Annotated in this window: 14 protein-coding genes; 6 read left to right on the top strand and 8 right to left on the bottom strand. The window is 51.9% G+C overall.

Annotation, left to right across the window (positions count from 1 at the left end):
• Positions 1-6: 6 nt before the first annotated feature.
• Both tcdA and N8M53_RS02955 read right to left on the bottom strand, forming a co-directional pair.
• On the bottom strand, positions 7-822 hold the full coding sequence (tcdA, locus tag N8M53_RS02960; RefSeq protein WP_269579432.1) for a tRNA cyclic N6-threonylcarbamoyladenosine(37) synthase TcdA: 816 nt from the start codon (positions 820-822) through the stop codon (positions 7-9).
• 32 nt (positions 823-854) lie between these two features.
• The gene (locus N8M53_RS02955; protein ID WP_269579431.1) at positions 855-1,772 is read right to left on the bottom strand and encodes a LysR family transcriptional regulator; all 918 of its coding nucleotides are present in this window, start codon (positions 1,770-1,772) and stop codon (positions 855-857) included.
• A 99-nt stretch (positions 1,773-1,871) separates the two neighbouring features.
• Between N8M53_RS02955 and N8M53_RS02950 the strand changes: the two genes are divergently transcribed.
• The 3 genes from N8M53_RS02950 (at position 1,872) to N8M53_RS02940 (ending at position 5,180) form a co-directional block, all read left to right on the top strand.
• Positions 1,872-3,197 carry an aspartate aminotransferase family protein gene (locus N8M53_RS02950; RefSeq protein WP_269579430.1) on the top strand — a complete coding sequence of 442 codons (1,326 nt, stop codon included), beginning with the start codon at positions 1,872-1,874 and terminating at the stop codon, positions 3,195-3,197.
• A 40-nt stretch (positions 3,198-3,237) separates the two neighbouring features.
• Positions 3,238-4,065 (top strand): 3-keto-5-aminohexanoate cleavage protein, encoded by an 828-nt coding sequence (locus N8M53_RS02945; protein ID WP_269579429.1) that lies wholly within the window; start codon positions 3,238-3,240, stop codon positions 4,063-4,065.
• A 143-nt stretch (positions 4,066-4,208) separates the two neighbouring features.
• A complete protein-coding gene (locus tag N8M53_RS02940; RefSeq protein ID WP_269579428.1) occupies positions 4,209-5,180 on the top strand; it encodes a TAXI family TRAP transporter solute-binding subunit in 972 nt (323 codons plus the stop codon).
• A gap of 67 nt (positions 5,181-5,247) precedes the next feature.
• Here N8M53_RS02940 and mltA read toward each other — a convergent pair whose 3' ends face one another.
• Entirely contained in the window at positions 5,248-6,339 is a 1,092-nt protein-coding gene (mltA, locus tag N8M53_RS02935) for a murein transglycosylase A (protein ID WP_420066594.1), read from the bottom strand.
• Positions 6,340-6,574: 235 nt separating this feature from the next.
• Between mltA and N8M53_RS02930 the strand changes: the two genes are divergently transcribed.
• On the top strand, positions 6,575-6,799 hold the full coding sequence (locus tag N8M53_RS02930) for a hypothetical protein (RefSeq protein WP_269579427.1): 225 nt from the start codon (positions 6,575-6,577) through the stop codon (positions 6,797-6,799).
• 31 nt (positions 6,800-6,830) lie between these two features.
• Here the strand turns inward: N8M53_RS02930 and N8M53_RS02925 are convergent, their stop codons facing one another.
• Positions 6,831-7,187, bottom strand: coding sequence for a DUF2850 domain-containing protein (locus tag N8M53_RS02925; protein ID WP_269579426.1), 357 nt, complete (start codon positions 7,185-7,187; stop codon positions 6,831-6,833).
• A 252-nt stretch (positions 7,188-7,439) separates the two neighbouring features.
• Between N8M53_RS02925 and argA the strand changes: the two genes are divergently transcribed.
• Positions 7,440-8,765 (top strand): amino-acid N-acetyltransferase, encoded by a 1,326-nt coding sequence (argA, locus tag N8M53_RS02920; RefSeq protein ID WP_269579425.1) that lies wholly within the window; start codon positions 7,440-7,442, stop codon positions 8,763-8,765.
• A gap of 15 nt (positions 8,766-8,780) precedes the next feature.
• On the opposite strand, the gene recD is transcribed toward argA, so the two are convergent.
• Positions 8,781-10,619: an exodeoxyribonuclease V subunit alpha gene (gene recD / locus N8M53_RS02915; protein WP_269579424.1), complete on the bottom strand. Its 1,839-nt coding sequence runs from the start codon at positions 10,617-10,619 to the stop codon at positions 8,781-8,783.
• The gene (gene recB, locus N8M53_RS02910; RefSeq protein WP_269579423.1) at positions 10,616-14,221 is read right to left on the bottom strand and encodes an exodeoxyribonuclease V subunit beta; all 3,606 of its coding nucleotides are present in this window, start codon (positions 14,219-14,221) and stop codon (positions 10,616-10,618) included. The genes recD and recB overlap by 4 nt, the downstream gene beginning before the upstream one ends.
• Positions 14,222-14,469: 248 nt before the next feature.
• Between recB and N8M53_RS02905 the strand changes: the two genes are divergently transcribed.
• On the top strand, positions 14,470-16,080 hold the full coding sequence (locus N8M53_RS02905; protein ID WP_269579422.1) for a methyl-accepting chemotaxis protein: 1,611 nt from the start codon (positions 14,470-14,472) through the stop codon (positions 16,078-16,080).
• Positions 16,081-16,211: 131 nt separating this feature from the next.
• On the opposite strand, the gene N8M53_RS02900 is transcribed toward N8M53_RS02905, so the two are convergent.
• Complete coding sequence (locus tag N8M53_RS02900) at positions 16,212-18,458, bottom strand: CehA/McbA family metallohydrolase (RefSeq protein WP_269579421.1); 2,247 nt, start codon at positions 18,456-18,458, stop codon at positions 16,212-16,214.
• Positions 18,459-19,006: 548 nt separating this feature from the next.
• Entirely contained in the window at positions 19,007-22,387 is a 3,381-nt protein-coding gene (gene recC, locus N8M53_RS02895) for an exodeoxyribonuclease V subunit gamma (RefSeq protein WP_269579420.1), read from the bottom strand.
• Positions 22,388-22,442: the final 55 nt, after the last annotated feature.

Here is a 22,442-nt window from a genome sequence, read left to right as displayed (position 1 = left end):
GCAGACTCAGCTAGCCTGCTCGCGACGCTGATCAGCGGCAATTAGCTTTTGTAAAATGCGCGAGACAGCGACAAAACCAAAACTCGCGGTCACCATGGTTGCCGCTCCAAAACCACTGGCACAGTCCATGCGTTTGGGTCCCTCGGCTGACACTTTGCTTTCACACACACTGCCATCAGGCTGAGGGTATTTGAGCTGCTCGGTGGAATAGACGCAATCAATGCCAAACTTACGCCCCTGGGTTTTCGTGAAACCATGAAAACGACGAAGGTTGTTACGCAGCTTGGCCGCGAGCGGGTCTTGAATCGTTTTAGTCAAATCCGCCACTTGGATCTGGGTAGGGTCGATTTGACCGCCTGCCCCCCCAACGGTTAACACCTTAATTTTATGTCGTTTACAATAGGCAAGTAACGCCGTTTTCGGTTTAATACTGTCAATCGCATCCAACACATAATCAAACCCAGAATGGATATAGTCGGCGAGGTTATCTGGGCTGATAAAGTCATCGACGACGGTAACCTGACACTCTGGGTTAATCGCCGTTATACGCGCTGCCATCACCTCGCTTTTACTTTGTCCAATGGTCTCTTTCAGTGCATGAATTTGACGATTGGTGTTGGTGACACACACATCATCCATATCAATTAATGTAATCGCACCCACACCGGTTCGCGCTAACGATTCTGCTGCCCACGAGCCAACACCACCAATGCCAATCACACAGATGTGGCTTTGACTAAATACTTCGAGCGCACGCTGGCCGTAGAGCCTTGCGGTGCCTCCAAAACGCTGCCAATAGGCATCTGATAACTGGCGTGTCATACCCGTCTCTTTGTTCATCAAACCGAGGGGCGTTATACCGACTTGCTCGATAATTGTCTAGCGGGATCCCGCTCAAAGCGGTCACAAAGCCAATGCACCACTTGGCTAACGCCTGCAGCGCGCTGCTTGTAGCTTGCACTGTAGAGGTAATACCCATAACCGCTATCAATACCTAACCCCAAAGGATTCACCACTTTTCCTTGTCGTAGACTGGTTGTCGCCATAAAGGTAGGAATTAATGCCATCCCCATGCCTTGCTGCACCCCCTCCAATGCCATAAAAAAGTGCTCAAACCCCGCGCCATACTGGGGGTTGCTATCCGTTAAGCCAAATTGCTGCCAAAAATATTCCCACAGTGTCGGCCTGGTCAGGTGAGAAAGCACCGGCACCGTGGCAAGTAGCGCCGCACGTTCAATGGGCTGAGGGACAATAGCGGCAGCGGCTAATAAAGATAGGTGTTCATTAGCCAGACAGATTGACTGGGCGCCTGCTTGTTGATGTGGCTGGCAACGAATGAGGATATCGACCTCTTTTTCTTTCCCCTGAGGGATAGAGTCGCTGGCACTGACTGTCACCGATACCGAAGGATAACGAGCTTTAAAGTCTTGCAGTTGCGGAATTAACCACAGACTGGCAAAAGAGGGTGGCACCAGCAAGCTAACTGACTCTTGCTGTACACTCTGTTGACGTGCATACGCCGTGGCATTAGCAATTTCATGGATCCCTGAGGAGACTGATTGAAGATAAGTCTCTCCAATGGCATTGAGCACCACCCCATACGCGGTCCGCGCAAACAAGGGTTGTCCAATCCACTGCTCTAACTGTTGGATTTGTTTACTGATAGTACTTTGACTGACATGCAATGCCTTGGCCGCTTCCGAAAAACTGCCTTGCTGGGCGACCACGACAAACGCTTGCAAAGCTCGCATCGATGGCAAACGCGCTTCCATTCCCATTCCTTTTTTTCATACCTGGTGAAAATATATCCTTTGTCACACAAAATACAATCGGGCCATACTCACAGGCAAACGTCACTATGAGACAATCGTATGAGCCACGTATTCCATCGCCACTGTCATCAAGCTCTTCCGACTATCGCAAGTGGTAGCGGCATGTATCTGACTGACACGCAGGGAAAGCGCTACCTAGATGCATGTGGTGGTGCCGCAGTATCTTGCCTGGGTCACCACCATCCTGCGGTATTGGATGCGATTCGCGCCCAACTCGAGGCTATTCCCTATGCGCATACTGGCTTTTTTACCTCCAAGACCAGTGAAGCACTGGCCGACATGCTCGCTGACTTCGCACCGGAGACGATCAATCATGCCTACTTGGTCAGTGGCGGATCAGAGGCGATGGAAGCGGCCTTAAAAATGGCGCGCCAGTATTGGGTCGAAGTTGGCCAGCCGCAGCGCCAACACTTTATTGCCCGACGCCAGAGTTATCACGGCAACACACTTGGCGCGCTGTCCGTGGGTGGCAACGCATGGCGTCGCGCACCCTTTGCACCTTTGTTAATGGACACTAGCCTGATTGCGCCCTGTTACGCCTATCGTGATCAACGCGCAGATGAAACCGCATACGAGTATGGTCAACGTGTGGCTAACGAGCTTGAAGCCATGCTGTTAGAAAAAGGACCGGATACCGTGATTGGGTTTGTCGCCGAACCTGTGGTGGGCGCGACAGCCGGTGCATTGACCGCAGAAGCAGGCTACTTTACACGTATTCGTGAGATCTGCGACCAGTACAATATTTTGCTGATCCTTGATGAAGTGATGTGTGGCACAGGACGCACTGGGCGCTTTTTCGCCTTTGAGCATGAACATATCGTTCCAGATATTGTGGCTATCGCCAAAGGGCTTGCCGCCGGTTATCAACCTATTGGCGCGACGCTTGTGGCCGATCCTATCTACAACGCGATCGCTAACGGTTCAGGCTTTTTCCAACATGGCCATACCTTTATGGCGCATCCTACCGCCTGTGCGGCAGGACTCGCCACATTAAAAGCTATCCAGCAAGACAACCTAATAGACGCGGCCGAACAGCAGGGAGAGGCGTTAAAAGCCGCCCTGAGTCATCACTTCCATTCTCATCCTTTTGTCGGCGACATTCGTGGCCGAGGACTCTTTCTCGCGCTCGAGTTAGTGGCAGATAAAGCGTCGAAGCAGCCTTTTTCGTCCACATTACCGCTGGTGAAACAAATCAAACAAACCGCGCTGGAAAACGGCCTGATGTGCTACCCCATGGGCGGCACCATCGATGGCAAGCAAGGGCACCATATATTATTGGCGCCTCCCTACATCATTAAACAGCCGCATATTGATGAAATAGCCGAAAAACTAAGGATAACCCTAGACACCTGTCTGCCACACTAAGCAGTCAGTCTTGCTCTTAATTCAGGCTTAAGGAGAAAAGATGACCGACACACGCACCATCATGGTTGCTCCCAATGGCGCGCGGCTGCAGCCTTCACAGCACAGTGCCGTCCCCATTGATTCGCCATCACTGATTGACTGCCTGCAAGCTTGCGCCGACGCCGGTGCCGCCATGGCGCATATTCATGCACGAGATAAATCTGGCGCGCATAGTCTGGACCCCACGCTCAATCGTCGGCTTTACCAACAAGTCCAAAATGCGGTCGGAGATCGCATGGTCATCCAACTCACCACTGAAGCTGTCGGCCGATATACTCCTTCACAACAAATCGCATTAGTAAAAACGGTTGAACCTGAAGCTGTCTCTGTTGCGCTTCGCGAACTGGTTCCTGACCCACATGACACCCATGAGGCCAAAGCGTTTTTTTCTTGGTTACACCATTGCAAGATCTACACTCAGTTCATCCTCTACCACCGACACGATGTTGAGCGCTACACACAATTGCGTGAAGCTGGGATCATTCCGACTGGTGGGCATCATCTACTTTTCGTCGCTGGGCGCGATAAATCGCCACCGTTTGGCCACCCAGAAGACATCGTCGCCATGTGGCAAGCACTCCCCGACCATGACAACGTGCCCTGGTCAGCCTGTGCATTTGGCCACAATGAGATCCGCTGCCTGACGACTGCAGCGCTTCTGGGAGGAGACATACGAATCGGCTTTGAAAACAACACCCAACGCGTTGATCAACGCCAAGCCATAGATAACGCAGCTCAGATCACAGATTTACGCAACACACTGGAAAAGCTGGGATATTGTACTAAACCTGTACAAGCACTAAGGCAAATCATGACCCAATCGTTTTAACCCAATACAATTGCTTGCAAATATTGTTAAAAGATTGAAAAAATAGCGCGGTGACACTTTTTTGTCATATTGTCATTGAGTGTCATACCAACTTCGAGGGTGCGCCCGGATAGCAACCTCTAACTTAAAAAGGAATCTTAAGCATGAAAGCGATGAAACCTACCCTGATTGCGCTCGGCTTTTCAGCCGCACTAGGAACCGCGGCAAGCGCGCAAGCAAATCAGTTTGTGACTATTGGTACTGGCGGTGTGACCGGTGTTTATTACCCAACCGGTGGTGCGATTTGCCGTCTCGTCAATAAGAGCAAAGATGACCACGGTATTCGCTGCTCAGTAGAGAGTACAGGCGGTTCAATCTATAACATCAATACCATTCGTGCTGGCGAGTTAGATATGGGTATCGCCCAATCTGATTGGCAATACCATGCTTACAAAGGCACCAGCAAATTTGAAGACCAGGGCGAGTTTAAAGAGCTGCGCGCTGTTTTCTCCATCCACCCAGAACCGTTTACCGTGGTAGCACGTGCCGATGCGGGCGTAAAAACCTTTGATGATCTGGAAGGCAAGCGCGTTAACATTGGTAACCCAGGCTCAGGCCAACGTGGCACTATCGAAGTACTGATGGATCAAATGGGCTGGGACATGGACAAGTTCGGCCAAATCTCTGAGCTAAAGGCGGCGGAACAATCCAAAGCGCTGTGTGATAACAAAATCGATGCCATGGTGTACACCGTGGGTCACCCAAGTGGTGCTATCCAAGAAGCGACTACCGCATGTGACAGCGTATTGGTGGAAGTTGCCAACGACGCCGCGAAACAGCTAATTGAAGACCGTGACTATTACCGTCAAGCGACTATTCCTGGTGGTATGTACCGCGGTAACGATAATGACGTCACCACCTTTGGTGTTGGTGCGACGTTCGTTTCTTCCACACAAGTCCCAGAGGACGTTATCTACAACGTCGTGAAAGCGGTGTTTGAGAACTTTGACGATTTCCGCCGTCTGCACCCTGCATTCGCTAACCTGAAAAAAGAAGAGATGGTGAAAGACGGCCTGTCTGCACCACTCCACCCAGGTGCAGCGCGCTACTATCGTGAAGCAGGGTTAATTGAATAAATAACCTCCCGCTTACCAAAAAGCGAGCGTTAAACGCTCGCTTTTTTATTGCCTCTAGACTCTCAATTTATCTTGTCCGCGAGGGCTGACTTACTATTTGTGGCGCTAAGGCGTCCAGTTTCCAAACCCGACCAAAGTGCTTGTAGTGCCCGGCTTGCTCGCCTGCTTCACTCCCCATGCCATGATATAAATCCAAGTGATTTTCTTTCACCGCCCCACCGGTATCTAATGCCATTAACAGCTTGAGTACATGCTCGCCTGTCCAGTTGCCTTGCTCATCCAACTGAGGCACTTCAGCAAGTAGCACACTCCCCATCGGTAAATAACGTCTATCCGCCGCCACAGACGCGCCGGCTTTCAATGGAATACCTGCCGTGCCACTCACGGGATCTGCAGCCTTAGGGGTAAAGAAAACATAAGAGGGGTTTTGCTCGAGTAATTCACGCACTTCCTCTTTACTGTGGGCTGCCACCCACTCTTGGATCGCTTTTAGCGACATTTTTTCGCGCGGGACTTCACCTCTCTCGATCAGCACCTTTCCAATGCTGACATAAGGGTGACCATTCTTGCCACCGTAGGCAAAATACTCCAGTTGGTCGTTATCACCAAAATGCACAAAGCCGCTGCCTTGTACTTCCATAATAAAACTATCGATAAGAGAGGCACTGTAGCCCAGCTCTAAGCCCTGCCCATCCAAAGCTCCTGCATAGATAGCAGCACGGTCTGGACAATCATCACCACATGGGGGTTTGGCGTAGACAGGGTATCGGAACAAGGCATCCGGTTGGTGGCGCATCTCTATCACCGGAGAAAAATAACCGGTAAACATGACGTTACCAAAGTCATCCCCCCCGGCCATTTGGTTCACCCCTAAGCCATAATCCGCAAGCGCCTCAATCTCACCTCCCGCGTCCAACCAGGCTTGCAAACGCTGATAAACCGCTTGATGCTCCGCCACTAACGAGGGGGAGTTAGCGGTCACCTCCGCTAACTGCTCATTGAATAAACTAAAGTCTCGCGGACTTTCAGAGACCACTTGTGGTACTGGGGTGAGAATAGATTCAAATCGCCCATCAACATATTGTTGACCCCGGTCGGTAGGACGCATACACCCTGCCAACGACGCCACACACGCCATCACGACTAACGCTTTTTTCACACTATATTCCAATCAGTGAGTTAATAGCGCTAAGGCTCGCAAAAACCACCCAGCTTGGCAATCAGTTATCGAGGCTAAGTTTGTAACTGTCTGCAAACCAATACAGATTTATTGTGACCCTATTCAGCTTACTTCCTATACCCAGGCGACATTCATCAAAGTGTCATATATTTATTATGTACTATCCCTGCAACAAAACTGCATAGAAAGTGCAACATGGAGGAGTACAGCAGCGATGGATTTAAAAGTTGGGCGGTCAACACTACTTGATAGTGATGCAGTGGAGTACCAATGGATCCGCATGATGGCGAGCGAAGGCTGCACACGCCAGGTGATTAATACCAGTATTCAGCGTTGTCTGGGTGGTGACGCTGAAACCGCCGATCTCTTGCGGAAGGTAGCGACAAAACAGTGCTCGGTCAACGAGCTGCTCACCACATTGGAATCACAGCACTACTGATCTGGGTCGCGTAGCGGATAACGCTTCCCTCTTATGAGCGCTTATCTTTGGCAAAAAAGGAAGTGTAGTGCGCAGGCTCAACACGTTCGAGTGTTTTTTCATCTTCAACTCGGTATAGGTAGGTTTCAGTACCTATCGAGTATTTAAGCTTAGTGCCATCAAACTGGTACTCGGTGGTGGCTTTACTTCCATTGGTATAAACGCCATCAGGGCGTATTTCAAACCGATCGGCAGCGTAGGAGGCGACATCCTGCTCAACCCACTCACCATAAAGCTGTTTGTCTGTCATATGTGGCGCAAACAGCTCTGGCCGAGTGGCCACGGTAAAACTCACCCAGCCCAGTACGAGAACAATCACCAGCATGACAAATTGTTTGGTTAACCGCACGATACAACCCCACTTATTGGTTTTATTGCAATTTTAACGAACTAACTGACCTACATTGATAAATCACTTGCGAATCTTGAGAGATAGTTCCCAAACATTGCACGAATAATGATAAACGTAGTGCAAAAAACATCACGATGCAGAGCGCATCGTTACCTCTCCTCTGCAATTATCTGTTTGCTTGGGGGTTGACACGCACCAAACAAAAAGAATAAAAAGGCACTATTAGTGAATAATTAAACGGATGCGCGCGTGAAAATAAGAAGTACCGCACTGGTTAAAGGATTTCGCCAATCGGCGCCGTATGTCAACGCTCACCGAGATAAAACCGCGGTGATCATGCTGGGTGGCGAGGCCATGACGGATGAAAACTTTCAGAATATCGTCAATGATATCGCCCTACTCAATAGCCTAGGCATGAAGCTGGTATTGGTGTTTGGCGCCCGTCCACAGATCAATCGCGCTCTCAATCAGTACGGACTGGAAACGCCTTATCACAAAGGAATACGCATCACCGACAACCACGCACTTGAGGTGGTCAAACAAGCAGCCGGCCAAGTGCAGCTCGACATTACGGCGCGTTTATCTATGGGGCTCAACAACACCCCAATGGCGGGCGCCCAGATTAATGTGATCAGTGGTAATTTTGTTATCGCGCAGCCGTTGGGCGTCGATGATGGGATTGATTATTGCCATAGTGGCAAAATTCGCCGCATCGATATTGACGGCATTCAGCGCCAGCTCGATCAAAACGCGCTCGTACTGATGGGGCCGGTAGCCAGCTCAGTCACAGGCGAATGCTTTAATCTCACCTCCGAAGAGGTGGCGACTCAGGTCGCGATTCGGTTACGCGCAGACAAGTTGATTGGCTTTTGCTCCGAACAAGGGGTCTTAAACCAAGACAATGAGGTGATTTCTGAGTTACTGCCCACCCAAGCCCAGCCACTTCTAGAAGCGAGAGAAGCCGCTGGCGATACTGGCTCTGGCACCAGTCGTTTTTTACGAGGCGCAATTGCCGCGTGTCGCGCAGGCGTTACGCGTAGCCATTTGATCAGCTATAAAAAAGATGGGGCATTAATCCAAGAGCTGTTCTCGATTGAGGGGATCGGCACCCAGATCGTGATGGAGCGTGCCGAAAAAGTGCGCCAAGCCCAGATTGACGATATCGGTGGGATCTTGGATTTGATCAGGCCTTTGGAGCAACAAGGGATCCTAGTGCGCCGCTCGCGAGAACAATTGGAGCAAGAAATCCCACGTTTTACCATCATCGAACGGGATGGGTTAGTAATAGGCTGCGCCGCACTCTATCCGTTTAGTGACGCGCGCACCGGCGAGATGGCATGTGTTGCTATTCATCCAGACTACCGTGATGGCGACCGCGGCGTCATGCTCCTCAATCACCTCAAGCAACGTGCTAAAGCCAAAGGGCTCGAGACCATTTTTGTGCTCACCACCCACAGTTTACATTGGTTTTTGGAACAAGGCTTTTTGCTCTCTGATGTGTCAGCACTCCCCAACACTCGCCAAGAGCTGTACAACTATCAGCGCCGCTCTAAGGTGCTGACCTTAGCGCTTTAGCGGATATCGCTACACTCAAGGCGCTATCAAAGCATCCGGCAAACCACTATACCTTGCGGTGCGTGCGCCCACACCGTGGCGCAGCACCGGCCAAGACGCGTAAAGATCAAGCTGGCGCTTCGCCCGCGTGATGCCGGTGTAAATCAGCTCGCGGGTGATCACCGGTGAAATGGTGGGCGGACATACCAACACCGTATGCGCAAACTCCGAACCCTGTGATTTATGCACCGTCATCGCAAACGCAGTTTGATGGGCGGGCAGACGGCTGGCAAGCAAATAGCGCACCTCGCCATCGTGGGTTTCAAACGCTACTCGCGTAATCCCCCCTTGCTGCAACGCAATCCCAATGTCACCGTTATACAACCCCAGAGCATGATCGTTTTGCAAAATCATGATCGGTCGGCCGTGGTACCAAGTGTCACGCTCTTTGGCGATCAGCCCTGCCGACGCCAAGTGCTGCTCAATGGCTTGGTTGAGACCAGCAACGCCAAATGGACCTTCAGTCAATGCACACAACAAACGAAATTGGCTAAAGGCACTCAGCACGTCCGTCATCGATGACGGATTTTCGAGCGTTGCATTATCGAGTGTGGTTAAGTAATCGCGATATCCTGTCACCGCTTGTTGCATCAGGGCCTGATAGCTGTCATCACTCAACACATGGTGGGCAATATCGCTATAGCCGCGTTTTAACACCGCCCCCACCTCAGCCATTTCTCCTCGGTTCACCGCAAAGGCGAGCTGGCCAATGCCGGATTGGGCATCAAAGCGATAACTCTTGCGCAGCAGACACAGAGCACTGGCAATCGCTGGCGCGTGCGGGTTTTCGGGTACGTCAAAGCCTGTTAGCTGGCTTAAACGCGCTGCTTGCGCCGCTGGATAGCCCGCCTCGGCGTACTGACAAATATCGCCTAGCACCGCCCCCGCTTCCACAGAGGCAAGCTGATCTTTATCCCCCAGCAAAATAATACGTGTTGAGGGCGCCAAGGCATCGAACAGCTGTGCCATCAAAGGCAAGTCCACCATTGAGGCTTCATCGACAATCAACACATCCGCATGCACGGGATTATTTTTATGATGGCGAAACGCCACTCGCTGCGGAATCGCCCCTAATAATCGGTGAATGGTACTGGCTTGGGTCGGCAGCGCCGCTTTCACGTCATGATCAACAGGCAAGGCGGCAATCGCCCGCCCCAGTGATTCAGTCAATCGGTTAGCCGCTTTACCGGTCGGGGCCACCAGCTTTATCGTGAGCGCTGCAGACGTTGTACGCTCGGCGTGGTGCGACGCCACCAGCGCCGCCAACAAACGGGCGACGGTGGTGGTTTTACCCGTACCCGGCCCACCCGAAATCACCGCAAAAGGCTGGGTCAACGCGGTGGCTGCCGCCACTTTTTGCCAGTCTATCTCTGCCTGTGAGGCGGCAAATAAATTATCTAGGGTTTGTCTGGCCTCATCCGGTACTGGCAGCGCCGTCAGACGCTGGCGAATATGCCCTGCCACTTGCTGCTCGGCATGCCAGTAGCGATGCAAATACAGTCGGTGTCCGGCAAGCACCAAGGGCGTCGCCTGCGTCCCGTCAGACACCACCGACGCCTGTGCCAATTGCTCGCTTGGCACTTGGCTATCAATGTGCGCCAATAAAGGCTGCCAAGCGATGTCACTGGGTGGCTGCCACTGGTGCAAATCAAGGCAGACATGGCCTTTGCCCACTTCGCGGCTCAGCAGTGCCGCCCATACGGTGATAGCAGCCTTATCTAATTGGGTGTCTTCTTCGCCCATCAAACAAGCAAATTGCACATCAATCGCTCTTAATTCCCCGCGCTGGTAAAGTGCCATTAATGCTTGTTTCATATCGACTCTCCAGCAAAGAGGTTGTCCAAGGCGTCAATCAGCGCCTTGTCGGGACGGTGCGCGAACACACCGGTCTCGCCGCTATCACTGGCGCCTCGTAAAAAGAAATAAAACACGCCCCCCACATGGGTGTCGTAATCATAATCTGGGATCCGCTGGCGCAAAAAGCGGTGCAGCGCCAAGGTATAGATCTGGTACTGAAAGTCGTATCGGTGCGCGATCATCGCCTCTTTGAGCGCATCAGGATGATAATCGGCCACGCTGTCCCCTAAATGGTTCGATTTCCAATCCAGTACGTAATACTTGCCATCGGCGCGGAAGGTCAGATCGATAAAGCCTTTTAACATCCCGCGCGCCGTGTCAAAGGTTAGCTGGCCAGCACGCGCTGATAACGCATCATATCGCGCGGCGAGTCGGTTCAGTCGCTGGCAGTCCAGTGCGGCCAAAGGCATCACGAACTCCATCTCCGTTAACCGACTGGCGTTGTCAATTTGGTTCAGCCTCAGCCCTTGCTCATTAAGCGGGTGCTTCAATACCTGAGTCATCCACTGCTGCAATATCGGGCACCACTGCGGGTCATAGTTTTCCAAGCTAAGGTGATGGGTGATGAGTTCAGCGACCTCTTCACCCATCAAATCAGCGGTAAAGTCCACCTCTTCAAATAAGGTGTGTAAAAAGGTACCGGCTCGCGCGCCTTTGGGAAACGCAAAAACTGACCAAGGATCCACCGCCACATCCGCTGTCTCCTCGTCAGCGAGATCGTCGTCCGCGTCCAAGTCGTAACTGGCTAATGTTGGCAAAGCACTGATGTGATGGCTTTGTTTTAACAGCCCTGAGTAACTGGTTAAGCGCCACTGACGGTCAATCTTGCCGTCAAACTGACGGGCGGTTAGCGCCTCGTGCGCCCCCGTTTGAGGGGTATAACGGCTCTCATCCGGTTCAGGCGGCGCGACCACCGCCACCGCATCGCTTGCGCTCGCCAATCCAGCCAAACTCTCGGCCAGCAAGCTAGCATCACCGGCTTCTCCATGCTGGAGCAAATAACCGAGGGCCGTTAAGTGCAAAGCCGAGTCTTTTTGCCGACTGTTACCTTGTTTAAGAGGCGCACAGCCGATAAAACACCCATACACAGCACGGGTCACCGCCACATACAGCAAGCGGATATCTTCAGCCAGCCGCTCTTTTTCAGCGCGCTCTTTGCCTTCATCGACATTATCCAGCGCCAGCACCGGCTGATACTGTTCATCATGATAAAACGGTTGGCTACTTTCGCGATATTGACAAGCGAACGGCAAGTAAACCAGATCGTATTCCAAGCCTTTCGATTTATGGATGGTGACGATTTGCACCAAATCACGCTCCGACTCCAACCGCACCTGCTGCTCTTCCGATTGTTGAGCCGGCTCGGCCATTCGCTCTTGTAGCCAACGGATCAGCGCGTGTGGGTTGTCCAATTGCTGGCTGGCACTTTGCAGCAACTCCGCGATATGCAAAAAATCGGTCACACAGCGCTCGCCTTGCGGCATCGCCAACCAGTTTTCTGCCACTTGGCGGGCACTGGCGACTTGGCGAAGCATCGGCATCACCCCACGGCGCTGCCAGGTATCACGGTAATGGCTAAAGGCCACCACCTCTTGCTCCCATAAGGCTTCGTCTTGATTGAGTAACGCCAGCTGCTCAGCGGTCAGGCCAAATAAAGGGCTGGCTAGCGCTGCCCGCAACTTACGCTCGTTTTCAGGCTGCATCACCGCCACTAAAATGCGCTCAATATCGCTGGCGACGGGGCTGGCGAACACATTATCACGGTTAGAAAGATACACAGACGCCACGCCTTTTTCGGCCAGTGCTTGCTTGACCAGCTGTGCCTCGCGTCCGGTACGCACCAACACGGCGATATTGTGCGGCTGAATGTCGGCTCGGCCGGACGGAGTTTGTAGATAACTATTGCCCGCCACCGATTGGTTGAGTACCTGAGTAATATGCTGTGCGGTACTCACCGCCAAGGTCTGTTCAAAATCTTGCTTGGCACACAACTCATCCGGGCTGTGATGCCAAAAGGTGAGCGCGGGCTGCTCGTTTCCCTCCACCACCAGCGCTTTTTGTTTGGCGCTAGGCGAAGAGGCCACCTCTAAAAAGGGAATACTGTCTTGATAGACAAACGGTGCCTTGGCACGTGAGAACAAGGCATTGACTCCGCGTACCATGCCATCTGTCGAGCGCCAGTTGGTGGCGAGGTTATAGTGATCACTCACCTGTGCACGGGCATGAATATAGGTGAAGATATCGGCACCACGAAAGGCATAAATCGCCTGTTTAGGATCGCCAATCATCATTAAACCGGTGCGCTCATCCTCTTCCTCTGTGTCTGTGTCTGTCTCTGCGTCTGCGTCTGCGAATACAGGGGCATCGTCCGCCACTGGCGGCTGATAGACAGTACTAAAAATCTGATATTGCAGCGGGTCGGTGTCTTGGAACTCATCAATCATTGCCACTGGATATAAGCTGCGAATACGTGCAGCCAACTGGCCTTGGCTATCTTGGTCAAGTGCGCTGGCAAGTTGAGAAAGGAGATCGTCAAACGAGAGCCACCCTTGGCGACGTTTTTCTTGGCGGAGCAGCTGCCTCACTTCTTTAATCGCCAGCGCGGTTAAACCCGGTTTTAACGTCGGCGGCTGATCAACCAATGCCTGAATTTGATCAAATAGCGCTAGACTCGGTGGTTCTGCTTTACTCTTGGCCGCTAATGTCTGTTGAGCGAATTTTTCCAATTTGTCAGGCAATTGGTAATCAAGCGTCTCGGCATTGGCCCATTGTTCCACCGCATTCAGCCAGTTTGCCAGATGATCTTTGCGATAACTGCGGCCATCGAGTTTAGCGGCGCTGAGTTGTTCGGTGATCTGCTCCCCCGCCTCGCGCCATGCGCGCTTCACCCCGTCAATCTTGGCAATCGCCGCTTGGTGTGCCGCCATAAGATCTTCGCCGAGATCTGGCGCCTTGACCGTGACAGCCGGCCCGGATAAATAGGGCGCAATCTCTTTTAATAAGGCCTCTGGCGCGGGCCAGTAGCTGCTCACCACACCGGCTAACGATTTAGGCAGCGGATAAAAACGACGACGCCAAAAATCGGCCGCCGCGCGCGCTTTGATCTGTCGCTCGTCGGTGACAAATTCATGACTGAACAGGCTGCCCGACTCAAACGCATTTTGGGTCAGCATCCGCTGACAAAAACCGTGAATGGTATAGATGGCCGCCTCGTCCATCTGACGTTCGGCCTCTAACAGTCGCTGCGCCGCGGTTTTATGATCGCTAATCTCTGCCAGCAAAGGTTCAATGATAGGATCGTCACTCTTACCGCGCATAAAGGCAAAACGCGCCTCATGAATGCGACGCCGAATACGGTCTTTTAGCTCTTGGGTTGCCGCTTCGGTAAACGTCACCACCAGTATTTGCTCGACCCGACACGGCGCTGTGCGGCCATGCCCAAGCAACAATCGCAGGTACAAGCCAGCAATGGTAAACGTCTTTCCGGTGCCAGCGGAGGCTTCGATTAATCGGACGCCATCAAGTGGCAAGGTGAGCGGGTTGAGGATCTGCGGTTCCATATCATTATTTCATCGCCTAGTCTGCCCGCTATTGTAGCAACCCCTTGGGGTAAAACATATTCTAACTACGTTTACCCCGCTGAGCTCGCTAAGATTTTCCTGCCCAAATCATCGACTTTTATTTATACTCACACCACCCCAAATGATATTAATACTCATTATCAAGGGTTGATATTTATTTTTATTTCTATTAATAATGGTTCGCTTATAACTATCATTCATATACAACTCATACAGGGAGTACCACCATGCCGCTCATCCACCGACTTTCGGTGCGTAATAAGCTCTTACTTTTAGTTGGCTTAGCCGTATTGAGTCTCGTCAGTTTGGCCGCTTACCTTTCTTTTTCCCATTTTGAGGCCATCAAGCAAGAGCGCATCGCTCAAATGCACAAAAAAGTCGATATGGCCTGGCACTACCTAGACGCCATGCACCGGCAATACCCCAACCAAAACACGCCCCCCGAATCTGTTCTTCATGCTGTCAGCGCACTCAAATATGGCCAAACCGGCTACTTTTTTATCGTCGATCGCAATGATGTGATGATTGCCGGTGCCGAAAGTGCAGTAGGCAAAAACACGCGGCAAATTGTTGATGCCGACGGCCAATCGATTTTACCCGCTCTGACCCAGGCCGCTAATCAAGCTAATGGTGGGCTCGCTCGCTATACTTTCCAAAAGCCGGGCAGTCATCAAGCGGTTGAAAAGCTCAGTGTGGTAAAGCGTTTTGGTCCTTGGAATTTGATGGTAGGCTCAGGGTTTTACCTCGACGACCTGCGCGCACAAGCCTGGCAGCAAGCACTTAAAGCAGCAGGCGTTACCGCCTTGATTAGTGCGGTGATGATCGTGCTAGCCAGCGCTCTCACTCGTGCAATGCTGACACCATTGATGGCGCTACGCGGCGTCATATCCTCACTCGCAGGTGGCGACCTTACTCAACGCGCAACAGTGCATGGTAATGACGAAATTAGCGACATGACTCGGCATACCAACCAAGCTTTAGATGCACTGCAGCAGCTAATCTCGCAAGTAGATGCCAATGTGAGCGAACAACATCAAGGCAGTGAAGAGGTGGCAAGCCTTGCTGCCAGCACCGCCCGTGCGGTTGAAGAGCAAAACCGCACTCTCGACTCTGTGGCAAGCGCCGTTGAAGAGCTTTCTACCGCCGTGCGTGACGTGCAATACCTTACCGAGTCAAATGCTTCGCAAACCGATAGCGCCACACAGCTCATTAACGATGTCGATAGCAGTTTGCAACGCGCCACCAGCGCGATGGAAACCGTGCAGCAACGTGTTGATGATACGTCCGAGATCTTGCGTGAACTCGCCGATTCCACCCAACAAATCAGTGATGTCACGACTGTCATCAACACCATCTCTGAACAAACTAATCTACTCGCGCTCAATGCAGCGATTGAGGCAGCACGAGCGGGTGAAGCGGGACGTGGATTTGCAGTGGTTGCCGATGAGGTTCGCCAATTAGCGCAATCCACGCAAGAGTCGACCACGCGCATCAGTGATATTGTCGGCACGCTGCAAACTCGAGCTGAAAATGCGGTGAGTAGTATGGCGGATGGTCAACAACAAACACAGACCTGTGTCAGTGACGCGCAAGCGGCGCGCCGTGACATGGGTGCGTTGCAAACTCAGGTTCAAGAACTTGCCGCTTTGAATGGCCAAGTGGCCACCTCAACCACTCAACAAGCAGCGGCCGCTGAGGAAGTCGCCAAAAACCTGGCAGCTATCACCGAGGTGTCTCATCAAAATGCCCAAGCCAGCGATGACACCCGTGATCTGACTGACAAAGCACTGTCACTCAGCCACCGTGTCAAGCAAGGTCTCTCTCAGTTTTCGCACTGATAAAGCCTTAATAATGAGAGGATCACCAAGGCTACTTGGTAACTCCTTGGCGGTGAGCGATGATTCACTCAAAAGCGAACATAAAAAAGGCCAGCATGGCTGGCCTTGGTTCATTGATTGAGACTCGAGGTTTACGACTGAAGCCAAACTGGGTTGGTCCATGCCGTGCTGCCGTCTTTGTCTTCCACTTCTAAGTTGATCCAACCCTCTGCATCCGCAGGAATAGGCAGTGATAGCTCAAGACGCTGTGTGCTCTCTTCAGGGTTAATGGTAATGCTGTTTAGCACCTCACCACCTTGACCGATTAAGCGCACTTCTTTGAGGCCATCAGCGGCGACAACGTTAATATCCCATTTATCACCTGCCTTGGCGGTTTCACCAAACATGATGTTTTGTGGGTACAGGATTGGCCCCTGGGTGGCATAGCCGTGACCGGCTTTTAACGCTTTAGCAAAAGCGAGCGGTGTCAATTCACCATCAACGCTAGCCATCATACGAATACGACCGGTGAGCTGGTTCCACGCATCATGGGTATCGGTACCCGCAGTGAGGTACATGGCTTCGCCTTGATCCCAAAGCTTGTGCGCTTTTTCAAGCGTCGGCTCGTTATCGACACGTGCGTTAAGCTCCATCAGGTCGAAACGGTCGGTCTTACCACCCGGCACCGCATCCTTAGCGATATTGGTGAAGTAGCCATAATCGTTATATGGATGGTTCATCGGCACCACTTCTGCCCCCATATCATGTGCAGCATCAATCAAAGTATGCACGTCATCAGTACCCGGATCGACCGTCAGCGCGGCGCCATTGTCGATGGGGAATGGGTTCATGTGACCCCACGATGGTGAGATTTCAATCGATGGAATGAAAGGCACACCACGTTTTGCTGATAAGTCAGCAAACACTTTGTGATTAATGGTGGAGTCGTGATCACTGATAAAGGTCAGATCCAAGTCGGTTGCCAACTGAGCACGCACCACGATTTCTGGTGGGGTTACCCCTTCCAAAACATTGCCGTGGTGGTGCAAATCAGCACCATACCAATGGTTACGATTTGGGAAGGTAACCTGTGGCACTTTCACCACTTGTTGGTTGGTTTTGCCCGACTCGAGCGTCACGTCCAAGGTTTGTGATTCTGCGGTAAAGCCCGCACCGGCGTTAATGCCCAGCTTGTATTCACCCGGTGCCAGTTTTAGCTCAGCATGGCCTGCTGGCAGCAAGTCCGTGAAGAAGGTGCGTTTACCCAAAAATTCAACCGGTGGCGCTTGGCCTTCGATGATGGTCACACGCGCATCTTTGGCTACACCAGAGGCGGCTTCTTCTACGTTAAGCGCAAGCGTCGCTGGGCTTTTCAGAGACGTGAAGTCCAATGTTTGTTCACTGTCAGCACTCACGGTAATGGATTGCGGCTGGCTATTCGCATGCCCGGTTGCTGTGCCGTACACTTGGTACTTGCCTTCCGGCAATGCCATGTTGTACTGGCCATCTTTAGCGAGCGTCCACGCGTAAGGGTGACCGTCTTTCTCAATCATCACAATTGCATCGGCAGGCACGTTACCGTTGTCGGCGCGAAGTTGGCCGCTAATGGTGCCCGTCGCTTCGCCATGACGCTCAGCTTCGGCTTTAACAATTGGTGCCATATCACCGTTTGGAACAACCTGGAGCTTTGAGTCAAAGGTACGGGTTTCACCGGCTTTAAGCGTGTGGCCCAAATACATATCGCGGCCATTGTATTTGATGCGATCAAAGTAAGGCGCATGCAGTGCGAACGCCCAATCTCGGTCATACGCCACCATGCGATCGGCAAGGGCATTATCGGCCATCGCTTCTTCATTGCCTTCAAGCCCCGGCACTGCGAACTGATAACCCGTATCCGGCCAGATTGTGTGGCCTGATTCCAGCTCAAGATCGTCTTCGCCTTGGTTGCTCATCACGGTTTTCAGCCCAATCGAATCAGAGCCAGCTTCCAAGGTATACCAAGTGGTAATGTCGACCTTGTCGAAGTTACGGCTCACTTTGATCACCGCTTTTTCATCGCTGTCTTCAACAATATCAATCGACTTGCGATCGTTCGGCCAGGCCGACCAGCTATTAGGGATGAAATCTGCAAAAGCGACTCGGTCTAGATCAATTTTGCCATTTTTCACCGCCGCAAGATCCACCAAGGTGCCACGTGGCACACCCCATGGTGGCGCAGACTCGACCGCCAACGCGAACGCGACATGCTCGTTCTTCACAGTGATGTCTTGAGCGTGGGTTGCCTCGCCATCGGGGATCGCAGTCTTGCCTTGAGTAATACTGACGTCGGCGTGCGCTGAGGCACCCAGCAACAGGCCAGAGACTAAGGTTGCCACTGCGCTTTTTGAGAATTTATGCATGAAGGCACTTCCTTTTTTTCATGGTTTGTTATGTGAATTTTCGATGACATTGTGCGTTAAGTTAATTACACGTTCAAATAAAAAACATCACAAAAACGCCACAAAACCACACCTTTAATATGTCCACTAACAATTAAAAAATACACAACAATATGATTAAAAAGGAATTTAACTGAATAGCAACTATTCAAATGGTCGTTTAAAAAATATTTAGACCCCAAATAGATTGACCCCTAACGAGAGGCGGATCGCGCAATCTATAACCAACAAGTTGGTAACAATTGTCACTCTAAAAGCAGAAATATCGATGCACCTCACGCCTTACATATGATGATCGCCCGATCGCATCAATGACTAATCAATCAACATAAAAGAATAAATAATCAAAAAAATCAATAATCACGCGTTTAACGGCAATCTAAGTACAACATAGAGCCAAGCGTGAACTTGGCTAATAAGAGAGAAGCGGACAGCGGAGAGCGGAGAGTTAAGAGTGTGAGGTGGAGACAGAGGCCGTATCACTCCTACGAGGCGGGCCTCTCTGGGTGCTAGTGTTTTTGTCGCTGCGCTAGCATCGGCATTAAGTGGCGATCGCCTGTTGCTAACAGCGCTTGGCCGAGGCTCTCTCGCCATTGCGACCAAACACGGTAAACGTAAGGATCTTGCCCTTCGCCAGGATTAAAGCCCCCCACAAACCCCTCGCGTATCGCTTTCAGCGCTTTCTCTTGGCCGGTTTCACTGTTATCAAAGCCTTTTTTGCCATCTCGGGCTTTTATCCCCGCGCCGACTGAGCTTGGCAGATAGGTAAGCGGCTGGTTGAGGCCATGTTGATAGTCTTCAACCAAAGCTTGTAAGTGTGCAAGCGCGTCATCTTTGCTGAGTGGGGAAAACTCGATGGTTTCTTTCACCCCCACCAGCGTACTCGGCACGGCTTCGCCCATCGCGCATTGGCATAAATGATCGATCCATACCGCAAGCTGATGACGCACGGTCAGATCGCCGCAATGAAAGCGGACCAAGCTGTCTTGATAACGCCGGTTGAGCCAACCTTGCAGTTGTACCTCACCCGACGCAGTGGGAAGGGTCAGATTAAGCTCAATATCGGGGCGCGGCGCGGCGAGTAAAGGCGTTAAACGTTGGTACATATCACGGATCACCGTGACTTGCGTATCCAAGGTCAGTTCGCCAAAGTACGCCAAAGGCAACTTGCCCTGCCCACGCTGTCGAGCCATAAAATCCTGCACACTTTGGGGACTGTCATCGGTTTCAATAAAGTGCGCTAACAGCTGATCGCGTAGCTGAAAGCGGTGCAAGGTATCTAAGCTAAAAGGTTCAAATTCTTCTAACGGCGCTTCTAACTGCTCAAAGAAGACTTTCAAGCGGCGTTGGAAAAAATAACGCACGGGCAACCGCCAAAAGCGCTGCAATTCAGCCAACTCAATCACGGGATCCTTGTGGCTGTCCGGATCAGGGTTTAACGCATCGCCAATAAATGCCGGCAGTTGTGTCCCTTGTCCTTGAGCAGCCGGTAGCCACTCTTGTGCATAACTTCCAGCACCGGAAAAGGCATCAGGGCTAAAGGGCGTTAGCGGATGGAACTGGATAAGTTTTTCTTCCAACTGCTGACGTGACTGGACTTCGGGTAAGTCGCGGTCACCGGCCAAACAGTAGCCTTGAGTACAATATTCAAGCAACTCGGTGACCAGTACCGATGGGACTTTTAAGCTGTTGTCTTGCACTGAGCGACCGACATAACTGATATATAAACGCTGCTGTGCTGACTGCAGCGCTTCTAAAAACAGGTAACGATCATCGTCGCGGCGCGATCGATCCCCCGCCCGCGTGCGACCGACCATCAAATCAAAGCCGACACTGGGCACTGTGCGCGGGTACACGCCATCATTCATCCCAAGCAGACACACCACATCAAAGGGAATGGAGCGCATCGGCATCAAGGTACAAAAGTTGACCTGACCGGCCAAAAAGCGCTGGCTGACTCGCTCGTTATTGAGGCGATCATTAAAGTAATCGCGCACCACGGGCAAGGTTAGCGTGTGGGTAAAGGCGGCATCGCTAAGCTGTGTCAGCCAACTGTCTAACTGGGTACGGATCAATTTGACCGCTAACTCTTCATCGCCTTCAATGGCGAAGCAATCATCCAACATTTGAGTCAACCGCGCCACCCACGCCTTGCCATCGCATTCAATCGCCAATTGCTGCTGGTAGTGAATCAAGGTGTCGATAAACAATCCTAAACGCCCGGCCAGCTCCGCATTAAGTCCTTGGACTTCATCATAAGGGACAGTGTCTGCAAACAAGCCGGCCTCACTCGGCATCGCGTAGCCGAGTAACATACGTTTCAGGCCAAATAGCCACGTATTCTGATACTGCTCGGGCAAGGCAAATTGGCTCGCGGTATGGGTATCAAGCCCCCAGCGAATGCCGGTTTCTTCCACCCACTGCTTAATCTGATCAAACTGTTGGCTGTCGATGGCAAAACGGCGCGATACCGCCGGCACCTCAAGAATTTCCAATAGCTCTGCCGCACTGCATCGACTATCAGGCAGGGTGAGCAGACGCAAAAAGGCGGCTAACACCGGGCTTTCTTGATCGGCGCTGCGATCTGAGATGGAAAACGGAATAAAACGCTCACTCGGTGCATTACCAAACACCGCTTGAATGGCGGGGCTGTAGGCATTGATATCCGCCACCATCACAATCACATCGCGGGGGCTCAGTGATGGGTTGGCCTCAAACATCGCCAGTAGCTGATCGTGCAGCACTTCGACTTCGCGCATCGGGCTGTGACAGGCATGAATTGCGATCGAAGCATCATCTGGCTCGATTTCTGTTTTCGCCGCACTGGTTTCAGTCTGCTTGGGATCGCCCGGCTCATTCAAATCCAAAATATCGGCTTGGATGTGATGCAGAAGATTATCGCGAGTGACCTCAACAAAGCCGCTATCAATCTCATTACAGGCCATTTCCGAGAGCAGCAGTAAGTTATCGCGTCCCAGTTTTCCCATCGACGCCAGCAAGCTATTCCCTACTTCACCGTGCTCAGGCTCATCAAGCCCCAGTGCCAATTGGCTCTCGGCGGGGATGTCTTCAATTCGGCTGATCTTATCCCGCGCCAATGCGGCACGTTTAGCCAGATAGCGCTTGTCGCGAATATCGCCCCAATAATAACGGCATGGATTGGTGAACATAAAATGCACCTCCACATGCTCGCCCAGTGCTTGCAACGCATCCAGATAGCGTGGTGGGAGCGCGGAGATGCCAAACACGAAGACCCGCTCAATATCAGCCAGTCCCTCAGGTTTGTGCTGATGACTGGTTAAGGTATCGATAAACTCTTGATACAGGTTGGCGCGATGATAAGGCGATTGACCCAACGCCAAGGTGTGATCGTATAAGCGGCGCCACAGTTTTTGCTGCCAAGGCTGCACATCGTCAAGCTCAGGCACCGGTTGTTCTTGCTCCCATGCCAGCACCCACTCGGGGCGATAGACCAAATACTGGTCGAAAATATCGGCCACTTTTTCGGCCAGCTGGTAAGCACGCTGCTGATCCTGGCTGTCTTCCAAATACGCGGCTAAATCAGCGAACTCTGGCGCATCCAGACAGCTGGGTAAGATATCCATCAGCTTCCATGTCATCGCCTCTTTATTGAAATCACTGCGCTCAGGCACGCCATCCAACACCCGCACAAACAACTGCCAGATAAAGGTGGCGGGAAGTGGGAACTCGACGTTAGCGACAATTTGCTGCTCGTTGGCGAGTGCCATTTTTAACCACTGCGCCATGCCGGGGCTTTGCACCAGAATAAGTTCTTTTTGAAAGGGGTCAGACAGCGGACGCTGTTGGATCAGAGAGACCAACAGCGATTTCAACAGATCGAGCTGATTAGAGTGATAAACAGTAAACACAAGGCGCTCACATGGGAAAGATAACTGGCATCGATTGTGGCCGATTGCCGTACTA

This window comes from Salinivibrio kushneri (assembly GCF_027286325.1).
In the GTDB taxonomy this organism is placed as follows: Bacteria; Pseudomonadota; Gammaproteobacteria; order Enterobacterales; family Vibrionaceae; genus Salinivibrio; species Salinivibrio kushneri_A.
The sequence above is the reverse complement of the archived record's forward strand: the minus strand, read 5'-3'. Positions and strand labels throughout refer to the sequence as shown.